At 65.0% G+C, this 16,226-nt stretch carries 17 protein-coding genes; 9 read left to right on the top strand and 8 right to left on the bottom strand.

The window, feature by feature from the left end; all coding sequences use genetic code 11:
- Positions 1–60: 60 nt before the first annotated feature.
- Both GB927_RS09095 and GB927_RS09090 read right to left on the bottom strand, forming a co-directional pair.
- Entirely contained in the window at positions 61–1,374 is a 1,314-nt protein-coding gene (locus tag GB927_RS09095) for a type I glutamate--ammonia ligase (protein WP_256116409.1), read from the bottom strand.
- Positions 1,364–2,260 carry a MurR/RpiR family transcriptional regulator gene (locus GB927_RS09090; protein WP_256116407.1) on the bottom strand — a complete coding sequence of 299 codons (897 nt, stop codon included), beginning with the start codon at positions 2,258–2,260 and terminating at the stop codon, positions 1,364–1,366. Before GB927_RS09090 ends, GB927_RS09095 begins: the two co-directional genes overlap by 11 nt.
- Positions 2,261–2,407: 147 nt before the next feature.
- Between GB927_RS09090 and GB927_RS09085 the strand changes: the two genes are divergently transcribed.
- From GB927_RS09085 to GB927_RS09045, 9 genes are all read left to right on the top strand, one after another.
- Entirely contained in the window at positions 2,408–3,223 is an 816-nt protein-coding gene (locus GB927_RS09085; protein WP_256116406.1) for an N-formylglutamate amidohydrolase, read from the top strand.
- The gene (locus GB927_RS09080) at positions 3,213–3,863 is read left to right on the top strand and encodes a cysteine hydrolase family protein (protein ID WP_256116404.1); all 651 of its coding nucleotides are present in this window, start codon (positions 3,213–3,215) and stop codon (positions 3,861–3,863) included. Before GB927_RS09085 ends, GB927_RS09080 begins: the two co-directional genes overlap by 11 nt.
- Positions 3,864–3,987: 124 nt before the next feature.
- Positions 3,988–5,160: an ABC transporter substrate-binding protein gene (locus GB927_RS09075; protein ID WP_256116402.1), complete on the top strand. Its 1,173-nt coding sequence runs from the start codon at positions 3,988–3,990 to the stop codon at positions 5,158–5,160.
- A 54-nt stretch (positions 5,161–5,214) separates the two neighbouring features.
- Positions 5,215–5,949 carry an ABC transporter ATP-binding protein gene (locus GB927_RS09070; protein WP_256116400.1) on the top strand — a complete coding sequence of 245 codons (735 nt, stop codon included), beginning with the start codon at positions 5,215–5,217 and terminating at the stop codon, positions 5,947–5,949.
- Complete coding sequence (locus GB927_RS09065; protein ID WP_256116399.1) at positions 5,942–6,649, top strand: ABC transporter ATP-binding protein; 708 nt, start codon at positions 5,942–5,944, stop codon at positions 6,647–6,649. The genes GB927_RS09070 and GB927_RS09065 overlap by 8 nt, the downstream gene beginning before the upstream one ends.
- 3 nt (positions 6,650–6,652) lie before the next feature.
- Entirely contained in the window at positions 6,653–7,543 is an 891-nt protein-coding gene (locus GB927_RS09060; protein ID WP_256116398.1) for a branched-chain amino acid ABC transporter permease, read from the top strand.
- Between the two features lie 12 nt (positions 7,544–7,555).
- Positions 7,556–8,584: a branched-chain amino acid ABC transporter permease gene (locus GB927_RS09055; protein WP_256116397.1), complete on the top strand. Its 1,029-nt coding sequence runs from the start codon at positions 7,556–7,558 to the stop codon at positions 8,582–8,584.
- Entirely contained in the window at positions 8,581–9,249 is a 669-nt protein-coding gene (locus tag GB927_RS09050) for a cysteine hydrolase family protein (protein ID WP_256116395.1), read from the top strand. The genes GB927_RS09055 and GB927_RS09050 overlap by 4 nt, the downstream gene beginning before the upstream one ends.
- A 15-nt stretch (positions 9,250–9,264) precedes the next feature.
- Positions 9,265–10,578 carry an aspartate aminotransferase family protein gene (locus GB927_RS09045; protein WP_256116394.1) on the top strand — a complete coding sequence of 438 codons (1,314 nt, stop codon included), beginning with the start codon at positions 9,265–9,267 and terminating at the stop codon, positions 10,576–10,578.
- Positions 10,579–10,581: 3 nt separating this feature from the next.
- On the opposite strand, the gene doeB is transcribed toward GB927_RS09045, so the two are convergent.
- The 6 genes from doeB to ehuD are packed head-to-tail and all read right to left on the bottom strand — an operon-like array spanning position 10,582 to position 16,226.
- Positions 10,582–11,574 carry a N(2)-acetyl-L-2,4-diaminobutanoate deacetylase DoeB gene (gene doeB, locus GB927_RS09040; protein ID WP_256116393.1) on the bottom strand — a complete coding sequence of 331 codons (993 nt, stop codon included), beginning with the start codon at positions 11,572–11,574 and terminating at the stop codon, positions 10,582–10,584.
- 3 nt (positions 11,575–11,577) lie between these two features.
- Positions 11,578–12,759, bottom strand: coding sequence for an ectoine hydrolase DoeA (gene doeA, locus GB927_RS09035; RefSeq protein WP_256116392.1), 1,182 nt, complete (start codon positions 12,757–12,759; stop codon positions 11,578–11,580).
- 34 nt (positions 12,760–12,793) lie between these two features.
- On the bottom strand, positions 12,794–13,786 hold the full coding sequence (eutC, locus tag GB927_RS09030) for an ectoine utilization protein EutC (protein WP_256116391.1): 993 nt from the start codon (positions 13,784–13,786) through the stop codon (positions 12,794–12,796).
- A complete protein-coding gene (eutB, locus tag GB927_RS09025) occupies positions 13,783–14,784 on the bottom strand; it encodes a hydroxyectoine utilization dehydratase EutB (RefSeq protein ID WP_256116389.1) in 1,002 nt (333 codons plus the stop codon). The genes eutC and eutB overlap by 4 nt, the downstream gene beginning before the upstream one ends.
- Before the next feature lie 3 nt (positions 14,785–14,787).
- Entirely contained in the window at positions 14,788–15,564 is a 777-nt protein-coding gene (gene eutA / locus GB927_RS09020) for an ectoine utilization protein EutA (RefSeq protein ID WP_439655479.1), read from the bottom strand.
- Positions 15,564–16,226 carry an ectoine/hydroxyectoine ABC transporter permease subunit EhuD gene (gene ehuD, locus GB927_RS09015; RefSeq protein WP_256116388.1) on the bottom strand — a complete coding sequence of 221 codons (663 nt, stop codon included), beginning with the start codon at positions 16,224–16,226 and terminating at the stop codon, positions 15,564–15,566. Before ehuD ends, eutA begins: the two co-directional genes overlap by 1 nt.

Genomic DNA, 16,226 nt, shown 5'->3' with positions numbered 1-16,226 from the left:
AGGTGAAACGTCACCCGGAAGAAACGCGGGGACCCTCGCGTGGTTCCCGCGCCCGCTGTGCTAGTAGGCGGCCTCGTAGGCGGCGCAGATCTCGGCCTGCGTCTTGCCGGCAAGATAGGCGATCTCGCCCTCCTTGTGCTTGACGTAGACGTCGGCGAACCCTTCCGGAAACCAGCCGCACACCGTCGCATTGCCCCGGAAACGCTGGAGTGCTGCTTCGAGCGTCTGCGGCAGGCGCACGTAGCCGCGCGCGGCCAGCCCCTCGACATTCAGCAGCGACAGGTCCTCCTGCGTCGCCTCCGGCACCGCCAGCCCCTCCTCGATGCCCTGCACGCCGGCATGCACGATCGCGGCGAGCGCGAGGTGCGGATTGGCGGCACCGTCGGCGGCGCGGAATTCGAAGTTGAACTGGGCGGCGCGCGCGATATCGCTGATGTCCGAGACCGGGCAGATCCGCACGGACGCCTCGCGATCGCGGAAACCGAGATTGTTGAAGGCCGCACTCCAGCGGTGCGGGGTAAGCCGCAGGTAGGAGACGACGCTCGGCGCAGTGATGGCGATGATCGAGTCGAGATATTTCAGGATGCCGGCGACGAATTTGCCCGCGACGTCGGAAAGCTCGTGTTTGCCGTTCGGATCATGGGTCACGGGATTGCCGGCGGCATCCAACATGCTGATATGCACATGCACGCCGTTGCCGACACCGGCCGGGTCGCGGATCGGCGTGAAGGTGGGGTCGTAGCCGAGTTCGCGGGCGACGAGCTGGACGAGTTCGCGGGTGATCAGCGAATGGTCGGCGACGGTGACGCCCTTCTGCGGCCCCATCGTCACCTCGAACTGGCCGGCGCCAAATTCCTTGAGGATCGTATCGGGCGTCACGCCTGCCGCGCGCATGGCGGCGACGATCGCCTCGCAAAAATGCCGCTCCTCCTGGAAACCGCCGAGCGTGAAGGCCTTGCCGACATCCGAGACGAGGTGCTTGATCTGGAATTCGTGCTCGAAGGCGCCGTAGAGCGTGACGCCCGCCACCCTTTCCAGCCGCTCAAGCGCCGCTTCGAGGATCGAGCGTGTGCAGAATTCCCACGGCCGGCCATCGGTATAGCGGATGTTGCCGATGACGAAGTTTTCGTTCGGCGCACCCTCCTCGCTCTCGATGCTGACGCTCGTCGCGGCGTCAGGAATGAGCACGAGGTCGCCGAGCGAGCCGAACGGGCTTTCGGCGATATTGTCGAAGCAGGTGATCTGCACATTGGTCGGCGTCCAGCCGACGCCGCGTTTCAGGCGCTTTTCCATCTGCGCCAGCGGAAAGGCCTTGCCACGCACCTTGCCCGAAAGGTCGCCGCAGCAGGCGACCATCATTTCCTCACGTTTCATCTGCGTCCCCGTTGATCTGGTCATAACCCGGCATCGAAAAGCGGATGCCGTCCCAATCCTTGATGCGTTTCTGCGTCGCCTCCCAATCGGCCTCGGAGACGCGCACGATCAGCGCCTCGACGAGCGCCATGGCGGCGGCGACCGTATCCCAGGCCGTGCCGGCATCGATCGGCAGCGCCACGATATGATCGGCGCTGCGGGCGGCCGGCGACATCCACTTGTCGGTAACGACGACGATGGTCGCGCCGCGTTTTTCCGCGATCGTCTCGGCAAGGCGCGACAGGCTCAGCTGGTAGCGCCGGAAATCGAATAGCAGCACGACGTCCTTCTTGCGCATGCGCAGCACATGCTCCGGCCACATTTCCGGGTTGTCGGCCATGTGGTAGATGCCGCTGCGGATCTGGCGCAGGTGGATCGACAGGAACGAGGCGACATTGTCGCTGACGCGCCCGCCGAGCAGGAAGATGTTGCGCGACGGATCGGCGAGCAGGTCGGCGAGGATGTCGAACTGCGCCTGCGACACCGTCGCCGTCATTTCCTGCATGACGGCCGAGACGCGCGCCACATATTCCGACAGGAATTCCGAATGGCCGACCGGCTTCTGGCTGGATTTCAGGTCGAGCGGCGAGCGCTGCCCTTCCTTCAGTTCGGTGATGAGCTGGCGTTGCAGGTCCTGGAAGCCGCCGCAACCGATCTTGCTGACGAAGCGGGTGATGGAGGGCGCGCTGACCCCGGTCTTCGCCGCCAGCTCCTGAATGCTTTCAAGCCCGGTGAACGGGTAGTCCGCAAGGATCGCATTGGCGATCTTGCGCTCGCTGGCGGTGAGCTGCGCTGCGGCATCGCGGATTCTCGTGCGGATCGTCGTCGACGACTTACCATCGCTCATTGGCGTTCGTTCCCTTTGCTGAAACGAATATTCGCGCCTTGAAAAAAATTAGTCAAATGGAAAAATTCGATTGACTATGATCGGAAAATTTCTTTGACTGCTCGCCATAGAAGCCCGCGCCTCGGGCTGCAGGACGGATCCCATTTCATGCTGAGGTTCGCAGACCGCGACACGACGAGATTGCTGCAGGCGGGAGACCCCGATCCCGTGGAATGGATCAATTCCACAGGGCGATCGGCGATTTTCCTCACCTGCGAGCATGCCGGCCGCGCCGTCCCGGCAGCCCTCGGCGATCTCGGTATTGCGGCGGACGAGATGGACCGCCACATCGCCTATGACGTCGGTGCGGAAGGGGTCGCCCGCGCGCTCTCCGAACGCCTCGATGCCGCCCTCATCCTGCAACGCTACAGCCGGCTCGTCATCGACTGCAACAGGCCCTTCGAGGCGAAGGACTGCATCGTCACGACCAGCGACGGCACTGTCGTGCCGGTCAATGCCGACGTGACCGACAAGGAACGCCAGCGCCGCTATGTGGAAATCCACCAGCCGCTGCACGAGGCGATCGCGGTGGCGCTCGACCAGCGGCAGGCGAGCGGCAAGCCGCTTCTCCTGGTCTCGGTGCACAGTTTCACGCCGGTGATGCGCGCAACCGGTGCGGTGCGGGATTTCGAACTGGGCCTGCTCTACAATCACGATGCGCGCCTTGCCGAGCGGTTGGCGGAAACCTTCCACGCCGCCAATCCGGACGTCACCGTCAAGCTCAACGCGCCCTATCACGTCGACGATATCTCCGACTACACGATCCCCGTGCACGGCGAGCGGCGCGGCATTCCGCATGTGCTTCTCGAAGTGCGCAACGACCTCATCAACGACGCCCGCGGGCAACAGGAATGGGCCGACCGGCTGGCCGGCCCCCTGCTTCTCGCAGCAGAAACCCTCGAAGGACCCACCGATGGCCGCTGACCATCTGACCACCCGCGACGTGCCGCTCGATCCGGCCGCCTCCGCCATCCTCTTCATCGACGTGCAGAACTTTTCCGTGCGGCGCGACGGCGGCGAGTTCAAGGACGTTTCCGACGCGGATATTGCGGGCCAGTACGGCTATTATTTCAAGCGCATCCACGAGGTGGCGATCCCGAACATGCAGCGCCTGCTGGCGGGCTTCCGCCAGGCCGGCATCGAAGTGCTGCACACGACGATCGAGAGCCTCACCAAGGACGGCCGCGACCGCGGCCTCGACTACAAGATCACCGGCTTCAACGTGCCGAAAGGCTCGTCCGACGGCAAGGTGATAGACGAACTGGCGCCGCTCGACGACGAGATCGTCTTCCCGAAGAGCTCGTCCAGCGTCTTCGTCTCCACGCATATCGACTATGTGCTGCGCAATCTCGGCGTCAAACAACTTGTGCTTTGTGGACTGCTGACCGACCAGTGCGTGGAATCGGCGGTGCGCGACGCCTGCGACCTCAACTATCTCGTGACCCTCGTGCCGGATGCCTGCGGCACCTATTCGCAGGAGCGCCACGACAATTCGCTGCGCACGATCAAGGGCTATTGCCGGCAGATCTCGACCGACGCGCTGCTGAACGAAATCGGGCAGTAAGCCCGCACACGGAAACGACGGGACGGACACAAGGAGCATTCCAGGGCGGGCCGCAGAACAAAACAAAAAGGCCGGACCGCCGATCCATTCACTGCCGAAAAGGCACCACAAAAGGGGAACGACCATGATGAAGACTTCCAGACTGCTTCTGGCGGCGACGAGTTTCGCGCTGGCCTCTACAGCGGCCCTTGCCGCCGACGACAAGATCGTGATCGGCGGCGCGCTGTCGATGACGGGCATCCAGGCCCCGCTCGACACGCCCGGCTATAACGGCGCGCAGGTCGCCGTGAAATTCCTGAACGACAATGGCGGCGTGCTCGGCAAGCAGATCGAGTTCATCAACATCGACGGCAAGTCCGATCCCGTGACGGTCGGCAATGTCGCCGTCGAATTGATCGACAAGGGCGCCCAGGTCATCGTCGCGCCCTGCGACTTCGACTTCGGTTCGCCAGCCAGCCGCGAGGCGCAGTCCGCCGGCCTCGTCGGCATCTCGACCTGCGCCTCCGACCCGCTCTATTCCTCCTGGTCGCTCGGCGACAAGCAGTTCACGCTCTCCATGTGGAACACCACGATGGGGGCGACGGCCGCCGACTTCGCCTTCAAGGAAAAGGGCTGGAAGACGGCCTATGTCGTCACCGACCAGTTCATCGCCTATACCAAGTCGCTCTCGAAATATTTCGTCGAGCAGTTCAAGGCGGATGGCGGCGAGGTCATCCTCGAAGACACCTACACGAACGGCGACAACAACTTTTCCGCCCAGCTGGCGCGTCTCCAGGCGCTCGGCAAGAAGCCGGACGTGATCTTCGTCTCGTCCTATGGCACGGATATCGGCGTGATCATCCGGGCGCTGCGCGAAGTCGGCTACGATGCGCCGATCCTCGGCGGCGATGCCTATGACGACCCGGCCATGCACCAGGCGCTCGGCGAAAAGTTCGGCAACGACGTCTATTTCGTCACGCATACCTGGATGGGCGCGGGAGCGGATCCGGAAATGGAGAAGTTCATCGGCCTCTACAAGGAGATGTTCGGCAAGGACCCGGACACCTCCTTCGTCTCGACCGGCTGGGATACGATCATGATGATCGCCCAGGCGATCAAGGCGGCCGGCTCGACCGATGGCGCGGCCGTTGCCAAGGCGCTGGAAGACGGCCAGTTCAAGCTGCTCACCGGCGATCTCGACTATGGCACCAACGAGGAAGGCCACGTTCCGAACAAGGCGGCGGCCCTCATCGAGCTCAAGGGCGGCAAGCCGACCTTCGTCGGATGGCGCAAGCCGGAATCCCTGCCGAAGCCCTGATCGCCCCTGCCTGCGGGCCGGCCTTGTGGCCGGCCCATTACTATCGGGAAAGCCATGTCTGAAACGCGCCTCGCGGTAAACGACGTGTCGGTGGAATTCACCGGCCTTCGCGCCCTCGACCATGTATCCCTCTCCGTCTTGACCGGCGAGGTCGTCGGCCTTATTGGGCCGAACGGCTCCGGCAAGACGACGCTCATCAATGCCATTACCGGTCAGGTGAAACTGGCAGGCGGAACGATCACCGCCGGCGACACCAGGCTCTCCGGCCTCTCGCCGCGCGAAATCGCGCTGCAAGGCGTCAGCCGCTCGTTCCAGATCGTGCGGCTGTTCAACACGATGACGGTTCTGGAAAATGTCGAGGCCGCAGCACTCGCGAAGGGCGCCTCGCTGGCCGTCGCCACCGAGCGCGCGAAAGGAGTGCTCAACGAACTCGGCCTTGCCGCCAAGGTCGACGAGCTCGGCGAAAGCCTGAGCTACGGCGACAAGCGCCGCGTCGAAATCGCCCGTGCGCTCGCCGCGGAACCGCGTTTCCTGCTGCTCGACGAGCCGGCGGCCGGCATGAACGACGCGGAAACCGAGACCCTGCTGCACACGCTGTCCGAGCTGCCGAAGACACGCGGCCTCGGCCTTCTCATCATCGATCACGACATGGGGCTGATCATGCGCCTCTGCCACCGGCTGCATGTGCTCGCTACCGGCCGCACCATCGCGGAGGGCGACGCCGCCCATGTGCGCAGCCACCCGGCCGTCATCGAGGCCTATCTCGGCAAGGGAGCGGTCCATGCTTGATATAAGCGACCTCTCCGTCAGCTACGGCACGATCCGCGCAGTGCGCGGCATTAGCTTCACCGTCGGCAAGGGCGAGCTGGTGAGCCTGCTCGGCGCCAATGGCGCAGGCAAGTCCTCGACCATCAAATGCATTGCCGGCGCGCTGAAGGCGTCCGGTGGCTCCATCACCCTCGAAGGCAGGGACATCACGGCGGCGAGCCCCGAACAGGTGGTGCGCGCCGGCCTCGCCACCGTGCCGGAAACCCGCGACGTCTTCCCGGACCTGACGGTCGCGGAAAACCTCATGCTCGGCGCCTATATCCACCGCCGCGACCAGGCCGGCAACCGGGAAAACCTCGACCGCCTGCACACGCTGTTCCCGCGTCTTGCCGAACGCTCGCACCAGCCGGCCGGCACGCTCTCCGGCGGCGAGCAGCAGATGCTCGTCATCGCCCGCGCACTGATGTCCCGCCCCACCGTGCTGCTGCTCGACGAACCCTCGCTCGGCCTCGCACCGGCCATCGTCGAGCGCATCTTCGAGATGATCGAAACGCTGAAAAAATCCGGCCTCACCATCCTGCTCGTCGAGCAGAACGTGAACCAGGCGCTCGCCGTCGCCGACCGCGCCTATGTCATGCGGCTCGGCGCGATCGTCACATCCGGCACGGCCGACGAGATCCGCGCGACGAGCGATCTCAGCGCGCATTATCTGGGAGGCTGACCCATGGCTTTCGCGATCCAGTTCACCATCGATGTGCTCAGCCTTGGCGGCGCTTACGCGCTGATGGCGCTCGGCCTCGTCATCGTCTACGGCATCCTGCGGCTGGTGAATTTCGCCTATGGCGAACTCATCATGGTCGCCGGCTACACCATGTTCCTCGCCAGCGGCTCCGGCCTGCCGTGGATCATCATGGCGCTGCTCGCCGTTGTCATGGCGATCGTCTTCGGCATCCTCACCGACTACGTCGCCTTCCGGCCGGTGCGCGCCAAGTCGGTAACGGCGGTGCTGATCACCTCCTTCGCCTTCTCCAACCTGTTGCAGAACGCGGCCCTGCTCTTCATCTCACCGCGCCCGCGCAACGTGCCGCTGCCGGAAATCTTCTCGCAGACCGTCACGATCGGCGGCGCGATCACGCCGGTACGCAACCTCATCACCATCGCCGCCTCCATCGTGCTTCTCGCCGCCGTCGCCTTCCTGATGCGCAAGACGACGCTCGGCATCGCCATGCGCGCGGCGGCGACGAACTTCACCATGGCGCGCATGCTGGGCGTGCCGGCAAACCTCATCATTTCGTCGGCCTTCGCGCTGTCCGGCTTCCTGGCCGGCGTCGTCGGCATTCTCTGGATCGGCCGTATCGGCACGGTCGTGCCGGGCGTCGGCCTCGAACCGCTGCTCGTCGCCTTCATCGCCACCGTGATCGGCGGCATGCGCAGCCTACCGGGCGCGGTCGTCGGCGGCTTCCTGCTGGCGCTGATCGATACGACGCTCAACTACACCCTGTCGCAGGATCTCCTGAAATTCCGCGACGCCTTCACCTTCAGCCTCGTCATCCTGATCCTGCTCTGGCGCCCGCAAGGCCTCATCAAGGGTCCGGCAAGCGGCCAGCGGACCTGAGGAGCGGAACCCATGAAACATTCCTATCTCACCGCCCTCATCCTCATCGCCGTCATCCTCGTCATCGGCGTCGGCAGCCAGCTTCTCGGCATCCGCCTCTATGACCGCATCGCCACCAACCTCTTGATTTCGCTGGTGCTCGTCGTCGGCCTGCAGACCTTCATGGGCAATTCCGGCCTGCTGTCCTTCGCCCATATCGGCTTCATGGGGCTCGGTGCCTATACCTCCGCCGTGCTCACCATTCCGGCACAGATGAAGGGCATGGCGCTGCCGGATCTCTACGAGTTCATGAAGATCGTGGAAGTCTCGCCGCTGCTTGCCATGCTGGCAGCCGGTGTGCTGGCGGCGGCGGTGGCGGCCGTCGTCGCCTACCCCTTGATGCGGCTTTCGGATGCGGCGTCGGTCATCACCTCCTTCGCGCTGCTCGTCGTGCTCTACACGGTCATGAACAACTGGAGCGCCTTCACCAACGGGCCGCGCACACTCTTCGGCCTGCCGAAGACCACGGACATGCCGATCGCCGCCATCGTCGCCGGCATCGTCGTCATCGTGGCCCTGCTCTTCAAGGAATCGCGCACCGGCAAGCTTTTGCGCGCCTCGCGCGAGGACGAAGTGGCGGCCGCAGCCCTCGGCGCCAATATCCCCCATCTGCGCTGGCGCGCCTTCATCCTCGCTGCCTTCATAGCCGGCATCGGCGGCGCACTCTGGGGCCACTTCATCACCTCCTTTGCGCCAAAAGCCTTCTATCTCAAGGAAACCTTCCTGATCATCACCATGCTGGTGATCGGCGGCGCCAACACGGTCACCGGCGCTGTCGCTGGCACGGTGCTGATCACCGTCGCCTATGAGGGCCTGCGCAGCACCGAGGGCGCGCTCAACGCCACCTCCTTCGGCGCCGGCCAGGTCATCGGCCTTACCGAAATCGTGCTGGCGCTCGCCATGATCGCCGTGATGATCCTGAAACCCGGCGGTCTCTTCCCCAACCGCGAGATCGGCCACATCCTCACCCGCGCCCGCCGCAAGAAGGAACCCGCCCCATGACCTGGAAGACCGCCTACCGCTCCTTCTACTACGCGAACGCCGACGAGCCGGACGACATCGTGCTCGACCCGGAAACGACCGCGCTGCTCGTCATCGACATCCAGAACACCTATCTCGACCCGAAGGACACGCCGGAGGAAACCGCCCGCTGGCAGCCCTTCTACGACCGCATGCGCGGAACGGTGATCCCCAACACCGCGCGGCTGATCGACGAATGCCGCAAGCGCAAGGTGGAGGTCATCTACGCGCGCATCGCCTGCCAGAAGCCGGATGGCCGCGACCGGTCGCTGAGCCAGAAGAAGCCGGGCTTCAACTACCTGTTGCTGCCGAAGGAATTGCCGGAAGGCCAGGTCGTGCCCGAGCTGGAGCCGCGCCCGGACGAGATCGTCATCACCAAGACGACCGACAGCGCGCTGACCGGCACGAACCTGCGCCTCATCCTGCACAATATGGGCATCAAGGACGTCATCTGCTGCGGCATCTTCACCGACCAGTGCGTCTCCTCGACCGTGCGCAGCCTCGCCGACGAAAGCTTCGGCGTGGTGGTCGTCGATGATTGCGGTGCGGCGGCGACGGACGAGCTGCACAAGCGGGAGCTGGAGATCATCAACATGATCTACTGCCATGTCGTCCAGCTCGACGAGGTCATCACCTTCTTCAAATAAACGAGGAAACGCGCCATGTCCGGTCTCTATGCCCGCGAAAGCCGATCCGTCTCCACCATGGCGCATCTGCGGTTCTTTCCGCAGGCGGTCGTCGGCGGCAGCGGCGCCTATCTGACGGGCGACGACGGGCGGCAGCTTCTCGACTTCGCCGCCTCCTGGGGTGCGGCAAGCCTCGGCCATTCGCACCCCGCCATCCGCGAGGCCGTCAACCGCGCGCTCTCCGACCAGGCGGGCGCGAGCTACCTCTCAACCGCCAACGAACCCTGCGTGCTGCTGGCCGAAAAGCTGCTCTCGCTGGTGCCCGAGCGTGCCCGTGGCCGCGTCTGGTTCGGCCATTCCGGCTCGGACGCCAATGAGACGGTTGCCCGCATGGTGGTGGTCGCCACCGGCCGGCCGCGCATCCTCGCCTTCAGCGGCGCCTATCACGGCGGCACCGTCGGCTCGATGGCGGTTTCCGGCCACCCGGCGCAGCAGGGCGCACGGGCCGAGGGCCTTACGCTCGTGCCCTACCCGAACAGCTACGCCGCCGGCAGCCCCGACGCCGCAAAGGACGCCGCCCTCGCCCATCTCGAAAAGCTTTTTGCGACGGAGGTGCCGCCGCAAGAGGTTGCCGCCTTCTTCATCGAGCCGATCCAGTCGGACGGCGGCATGCTGGTGCCGCCGGACGGCTACTTCAAGGCGGTGGAAACGCTCTGCCGCAAACATGGCATCCTGCTCGTCTCGGACGAGGTGAAGGTGGGCCTCGGCCGCAGCGGCCGCTTCAACGCCTTCGAACATTCCGATATCGAGCCGGATATCGTCGTCTTCGGCAAGGGCCTTGGCGGCGGCCTGCCGATCTCGGCGGTGGTCGGCCCGGAAGCCATCATGAACCACGCCGTCGCCTTCTCACTGCAAACGGTGCATGGAAACCCGGTCTGCGCGGCCGCGGCGCTCGCCGTGTTGCAGACGATCGAGCGCGATCATCTCGTGCAGAATGCTGAAAGGACAGGCCATGTGCTGCGCGAGGCTCTCTACCGCCTCGCCGCCCGCCATTCCCTCATCGGAAATGTACGCGGCCGAGGCCTCGCGCTCGGCGTCGAGCTCGTCACCGACCGCGTGAGCCGCGAGCCGGCCGCGCGGCAGACGGCGCTCACCGTCTACCGTGCCTTCCAGCTCGGCCTCGTGCTCTACTATGTCGGGGTCCGCTCCAACGTGCTGGAATTCACCCCGCCCCTGACGCTTACGGAAAACCAGGCACAGGAGGGCGTCGCTATGCTCGACCAGGCGCTCGCCGACGTCGCGGCAGGGCGCGTCGACGAAAGCCTTCTCGCAGAATTTGCCGGCTGGTAGCCATCAGTCGACGATATCAGCCAGCACGCTGACGCAGTCGCCGGATTTGACGAGGCCGGGGAAGTGGCGGGCGGCGAGAATGCCGTCCATCTTCGCCTTCACCTCCACAGGGGCCACGCCCGTGCGCCCGACCGGGTAGATGCGGGCGACGACGTCGCCATTCTTCACCCGGTTACCGAGATCGTAGAGCGGCTCGATGAGGCCTCCGTCTTCGGCGAAGGAGAAACAATTGCCGTCCGGCATGTCGAGCCAGGTCGTGTCCGTGGCTTCGACCGAGCCCTTCAGGATCCCAGCCGCCTTCAGCACGTTCGCAACGCCGGTCTTGGCAATGCCGGCGCTTCTCGCCGTCGCCGTGCCGCCACCGCCGAGTTCGGTGGTGATGAAGACCTTGCCCATCTCCTCGGCCGCCGTGTCGTACATGCCGACCGCGTCGATCTCCAGCATCTTCATCGACCAGGGCGCGCCGAAGGCGCTGACGAGGGCGAAGGCTTTTGCCTCCTGCGCCTTGTCCGGCAGGATATGCGCGGCGCAGAAGGGCAGGAAATCCAGCGTCTTGCCGCCGGAATGGAAGTCGAGCACGATATCGGCGAGCGGCAGCAGCATGCGCTGGAAATAATCGGCGATCTTCGGCGTGACCGTGCCATCCGGAGCGCCCGGAAAGCTGCGGTTCATATTGCCCTTGTCGATCGGCGAGGTGCGCGTACCGGCAAGGAAGGCCGGATAGTTCATCGCCGGAACGATGATGACGCGGCCGGAAACATCCTCGGCCTTCAGCGTGCGCGCAAGATCGAAGAGCGCGATCGGGCCTTCGTACTCGTCGCCGTGGTTGCCGCCGGTGAGAAGGGCCGTCGGCCCCTCCCCGTTCTTCACCACCGTTACCGGGATCATCACCGAGCCCCAGGCGGAATCGTCCCGGCTGTAGGGCAGGCGCAGAAAGCCGTGCTGCACGCCCTCGGCCGAAAAATCGACCGTGGGGCTGATGGGAGAGGCACGCATGGCTCAGTCCTTCACGAGAAGCTTGCGCGGCACATTGGCCAGGCACTCGACGCCGGTTTCGGTGATGAGGATGCTTTCCGTCGTCTCGAAGCCCATGTCTTCCAGCCAGAGGCCGGTCATGAAATGGAAGGTCATGCCGGGCTTGAGCTCGCTCCTGTCGCCGGGGCGCAGACTCATCGTGCGCTCGCCCCAGTCCGGCGGATAGGAGACGCCGATGCCGTAGCCCGTGCGGTTGTCCTTCACGATGCCGTACTTCTTCAGCACGCCGAAGAAGGCGTTGGCGATGTCCTCGCAGGTATTGCCGGGCTTGGCGACGGCAAGGCCCGCGTCCATGCCTTCGAGCGTCGCCTTTTCCGCATCGATGAAGGCCTGCGTCGGCTTGCCGAGGAAGACGGTGCGCGACAGCGGCACATGGTAGCGATGGTAGCAGCCGGCGATCTCGAAGAAGGTGCCCTCGCCGGATTTCATCGGCCGGTCGTCCCAGGTGAGATGCGGCGCGGAGGCTTCGACGCCCGATGGCAGCAGCGGCACGATCGCCGGATAATCGCCGCCGATGCCATCGACGCCGCGCGTGCCGGCATCGTAGATCTCGGCCACCAGGTCGCATTTGCGCATGCCGACCTCGATCTTGTCGAAGATGCGCTGGTGCATGGCTTCGACGATGCGCGCGGCATTGCGCATGTACTTGATTTCCGTCTCGCTTTTCACCGCGCGCTGCCAGTTGACGAGTGCGGTGGCATCGACGAAGCGGGCATTCGGCAGGTGCTTTGTAAGCGAGGCGAAGGCGGCCGCGGAAAACCAGTAATTGTCCATCTCGACGCCGATCGTCAGCTTGTCGAGGCCGCGTTCGGTGAGCTTGGCCGAGAGGTAATCCAGCGGGTGGCGCTCGGTGGACTGCACGTAGTGGTCTGGATAACCGATGATGTTCTCGTGTTTGAGATAGGCGGTGAACTTCGCGCCGGGGGCATCCTGCCCACGGCCATACCAGATCGGCTCGCCCGTCGGCGGCACGACGACGCACTGGTGCACATAGAAGGACCAGCCGTCATAGCCCGTCAGCCAGTTCATGTTCGACGGATCGCTGCAGATCAGCACGTCGATGCCCTTGGCCTCCATGGCCTTCCGCGTCTTTTGAAGACGTGCTTCATACTCCGGAAGTGAGAACTTCAGGTTCGCTTGTTTCATCGGTGTTTCCTCTATACCCGGCGAAAAGCCGGTCTCAACTCTCGAAAGTCGTGCCCGCACCCGCCGCAGCCGCGCGGGCGGCGGCAAGCGTTGCGATGGCCGTGTCCTGGATGCCCGTGCCGGTGAGATCCGCCACGGTGATCTGCTCGGGGCCGCTGCGGCCCGGTTTGCGCCCGGCGATGATCTCGCCGAGTTCGGGGAAGGTGGTGCCTTCGGTGACAAGCCCCGCCTCGATGGCATGGTGCAACTCGCCGAGCCGGCGCGTCTGTTTCAGGCTGTCGGCGACATAGAGCGCGGCACCGGTGATCACCGCCGGCTCGATCTCGTTCTTGTGCTCGGCATCGGAGCCCATGGCGGTGATATGCTGGCCCGGCTGGAGCCATTCCGCCTTAAGGATCGGCGTTTCGGAGGGCGTGGTGGTGACGATGATGTCGGCCCCATCGACCGCCGTCCGGCCATCGGTCTCCGCACGGACGGGGAAGCCGAGCTTCAGCGTCAACTCCGCCGCAACTGCCTCTGCCTTCGCCGCATCACGCGCCCAGATGCGGGCTTCGCGGATAGGGCGCACCAGGCTCAGCGCCTCCAGTTGCAGCTTTGCCTGCATGCCGGCGCCGAAAATGGCGGCGACCGAAGCATCGGTGCGCGAAAGGTATCGCGCCACCACGGCACCGGCGGCGGCCGTGCGCACATCCGTCAGGTAGCCGTTGTCGAGCAGCACGGCCTGTACGAGGCCGGTCTTCGTCGAAAACAGCACCATCAGGCCGTTTGTGCTCGGCAGGCCGATCTTCGGATTGTCGAAGAAGCCGGGGCTGATCTTGATGGCAAAACCATCGAGGCCGGGCACATAGGCGGTCTTCACGTCCACCTCCGCGCGCTGCTCCGGCATGTCGAGCCGCAGGATCGGCGGCATGACGACGGCCTTGGTGGCGAGCGCGTGGAACGCTTCCTCCACGCAGGCGATCGCCTCCAGGTCGAGCGGGACGATACGGCGCAGGTCCGCTTCTGTCAGTATCTTCATCTTCGTCACGCCGCGTCCTCCGCAAACGGATCGGCCTCGCCGTTGATGACCCGCTGGTGCAGGCCCATGTCGACGTTGCGGCCGGAAAAGATGACGGCCACGGGGCCGTCGAGTTTGCCGAGGCGGCCGGAAAGCAACGCCGCGATGCCGACCGCAGCCCCCCCTTCGATCACCTCGCGTTCTTGCGTATAGGCATGCCGCATGCCGGCCGCGATCTCGGCTTCGGAAAGCAGGACCACCTCGTCGAGCAGGTCGCGGCACATGCGGAAGGTCACCGCATTGTCGAGCCCGATGCCGCCGCCGAGCGAATCCGCAAGGCTTGCCACCTCCTCGACCTGCACCGGCCGCCCCGCATCAAGGCTCGCCTTCATCGCCGCGCCGCGCTGCATGGTGAGGCCGATGACGCGCGCCTTCGGCAAGCGCCCCTTCACCGCGGCAGCGACACCCGCGGCAAGCCCCCCGCCCGAGAGTGGCACGAGCACGGTGGCGACATCCGGCATGGCCTCGACGATCTCCAGGCCAAGCGTGCCCTGCCCCGCCACCACGGCTGGATTGTCGAAGGGCGGCACCATGACGAGACCGTCTTCCGCCATCAGCCTGTCCACCTCGACCTGTGCCTCGTCCTGCGACCGGCCGACGATGCGGACACTCGCGCCGAGTCGGCGGATTTCCGCCACCTTGTTTTCCGGCACCAGCCGGGACATGCAGATCGTCGCGACCGAGCCCTCGGCCTTGGCGGCGTGGGCAAGCGCGCGGCCATGATTGCCCGTGGAGGCGGCAACGACGCCCCTCGCGCGCTCCTCCGGCGAAAGCGAAAGCACCGCATTGGTCGCGCCCCGCAGCTTGAAGCTGCCGGTCGTCTGGTGGTGTTCGAGCTTGAGGCCCACCGGCACGCCGCAGCGTTCGGAAAGCGATGCCGACAGCACGAAGGGCGTGCGCAGGATGCGGCCCTCGATGCGCCGGGCAGCCTGTTCGATATCGGCCAATGTCACGGGAAGGTTTGTCATGGCTTACCGACCCGGATAGGCGAGCGTCATCAGCCGCCCGAGTTCCGGCCGCGCTGCATCGTCGCCGCACAGCCGCAGGCAGGCCCAGGCCGTGGCAAGATTGCTGGTCACGACCGGCTTGCCGATGGCGGCCTCGATTTCAGCCGCAACACCCGCCGCGCGTACAGCCGTGCAGGAGATAAAGAGCGCATCGCAGTCGGGCGCAGTCGCCTCCTTCGCAAAGGCGACGATTTCCGCCGGCGAAATCCGCGCCATCTCGCGATCGTCCGTCAGGCCGAGGCAGGTGAAGCGGGCGATGTCGAAACCGAGCGCGATAAAATAGTCCGCCATCGGCTTGCTGGTTTCGATCGTGTAGGGCGTCAGGACAGAGATCCGCTTCGCACCGAAGGCCTTCAGGCCTGACACCGCAGCGGCGGTCGGCGTCACCACGGCCGCAGTCGGCTTGGCCGCCTTCACCGCCGCCTTCACAGCAGCGTCGCCGATGACGACCGAGGCCGAGGTGCAGGAATACATCACAACGTCGAGCGGCTCGTCCGGCAGGATGAGCGCCGCGCCGGCCGTCAGCGACGGCTGCATGGCACGCAGGTTCTCCGGCGTCACCGGATTGGCATAGGGAATGCGGGTGACATAGACGCCGATCCGCTCATTTGCCACCATGCGCTGGAAATCCACTTCCGTCGTGTGGTCGGTGGCAAGGATGATCAGGCCGATGCGCTTTGCGAGCGGGCGGTCATCGAGTTTTGGCGCACGGGAGGCGAGAGCAAGGTCCAGGCTCTGCATCAGCGTTCCTCCACGCGGGCATAACGCTCTTCCAGCCAGCGCAGGAAGACGACGGAGATGAGGCTCATGATCAGGAAGAAGATGCCGACCATCGTCATCGGCTCGATATAGCGATAGCTGCTGTTGGCGACGCTCTTTGCCTGGTTCATCAGCTCTAGCACGGTGATGGCGGAGAGCAGCGGCGTCTCCTTGAACATGGCGATCAAGTAGTTGGCGAGCGCCGGGATCATCGGCGGAATGGCCTGCGGCAGGACGACGTGGATCCAGGTCTGGCGCGCGGAAAGGTTCGTTGCCTTCGCCGCCTCCCACTGGCCGCGCGGCACGTTCTCGATGCCGGCGCGGTAGACTTCCGCCGCATAGGTGCCGTAGTGCACGCCGAGCCCGATGACGCCGGCCAGTAGCGCCGGCAGGCGGATGCCGATATCCGGCAGCACGTAGAAGATGAAATAGAGCTGCACGAGCAGCGGCGTGCCGCGGATGAACTCAACGATGAAACTGGTTGCGCGCGCGATCGGCTTCGGCGCGGTCATGCGCAGGATGGCGAAGACGAGGCCGACCACGGCGGCGACGGCGGCACCGAGCACGGTGGCGAGAATGGTAATCTTCAACCCTTCGAGCAGGGTCGGCATGATCTCCCAGACGAAATTCCAGTCCCATTCCAT

Source organism: Shinella lacus (assembly GCF_010994755.1).
GTDB lineage: Bacteria > Pseudomonadota > Alphaproteobacteria > Rhizobiales > Rhizobiaceae > Shinella > Shinella lacus.
This window is presented reverse-complemented; position numbering and strand designations above follow the sequence as displayed.

Bases quoted from the DNA above. Each gene is read 5' to 3' on its own strand.
- GB927_RS09095 (WP_256116409.1), bottom strand. From the start codon at position 1,374: ATGAAACGTGAGGAAATGATGGTCGCCTGCTGCGGCGACCTTTCGGGC.
- GB927_RS09090 (WP_256116407.1), bottom strand. From the start codon at position 2,260: ATGAGCGATGGTAAGTCGTCGACGACGATCCGCACGAGAATCCGCGAT.
- GB927_RS09085 (WP_256116406.1), top strand. From the start codon at position 2,408: ATGCTGAGGTTCGCAGACCGCGACACGACGAGATTGCTGCAGGCGGGA.
- GB927_RS09080 (WP_256116404.1), top strand. From the start codon at position 3,213: ATGGCCGCTGACCATCTGACCACCCGCGACGTGCCGCTCGATCCGGCC.
- GB927_RS09075 (WP_256116402.1), top strand. From the start codon at position 3,988: ATGATGAAGACTTCCAGACTGCTTCTGGCGGCGACGAGTTTCGCGCTG.
- GB927_RS09070 (WP_256116400.1), top strand. From the start codon at position 5,215: ATGTCTGAAACGCGCCTCGCGGTAAACGACGTGTCGGTGGAATTCACC.
- GB927_RS09065 (WP_256116399.1), top strand. From the start codon at position 5,942: ATGCTTGATATAAGCGACCTCTCCGTCAGCTACGGCACGATCCGCGCA.
- GB927_RS09060 (WP_256116398.1), top strand. From the start codon at position 6,653: ATGGCTTTCGCGATCCAGTTCACCATCGATGTGCTCAGCCTTGGCGGC.
- GB927_RS09055 (WP_256116397.1), top strand. From the start codon at position 7,556: ATGAAACATTCCTATCTCACCGCCCTCATCCTCATCGCCGTCATCCTC.
- GB927_RS09050 (WP_256116395.1), top strand. From the start codon at position 8,581: ATGACCTGGAAGACCGCCTACCGCTCCTTCTACTACGCGAACGCCGAC.
- GB927_RS09045 (WP_256116394.1), top strand. From the start codon at position 9,265: ATGTCCGGTCTCTATGCCCGCGAAAGCCGATCCGTCTCCACCATGGCG.
- doeB (WP_256116393.1), bottom strand. From the start codon at position 11,574: ATGCGTGCCTCTCCCATCAGCCCCACGGTCGATTTTTCGGCCGAGGGC.
- doeA (WP_256116392.1), bottom strand. From the start codon at position 12,759: ATGAAACAAGCGAACCTGAAGTTCTCACTTCCGGAGTATGAAGCACGT.
- eutB (WP_256116389.1), bottom strand. From the start codon at position 14,784: ATGACAAACCTTCCCGTGACATTGGCCGATATCGAACAGGCTGCCCGG.
- eutA (WP_439655479.1), bottom strand. From the start codon at position 15,564: ATGCAGAGCCTGGACCTTGCTCTCGCCTCCCGTGCGCCAAAACTCGAT.
- ehuD (WP_256116388.1), bottom strand. From the start codon at position 16,226: ATGGAATGGGACTGGAATTTCGTCTGGGAGATCATGCCGACCCTGCTC.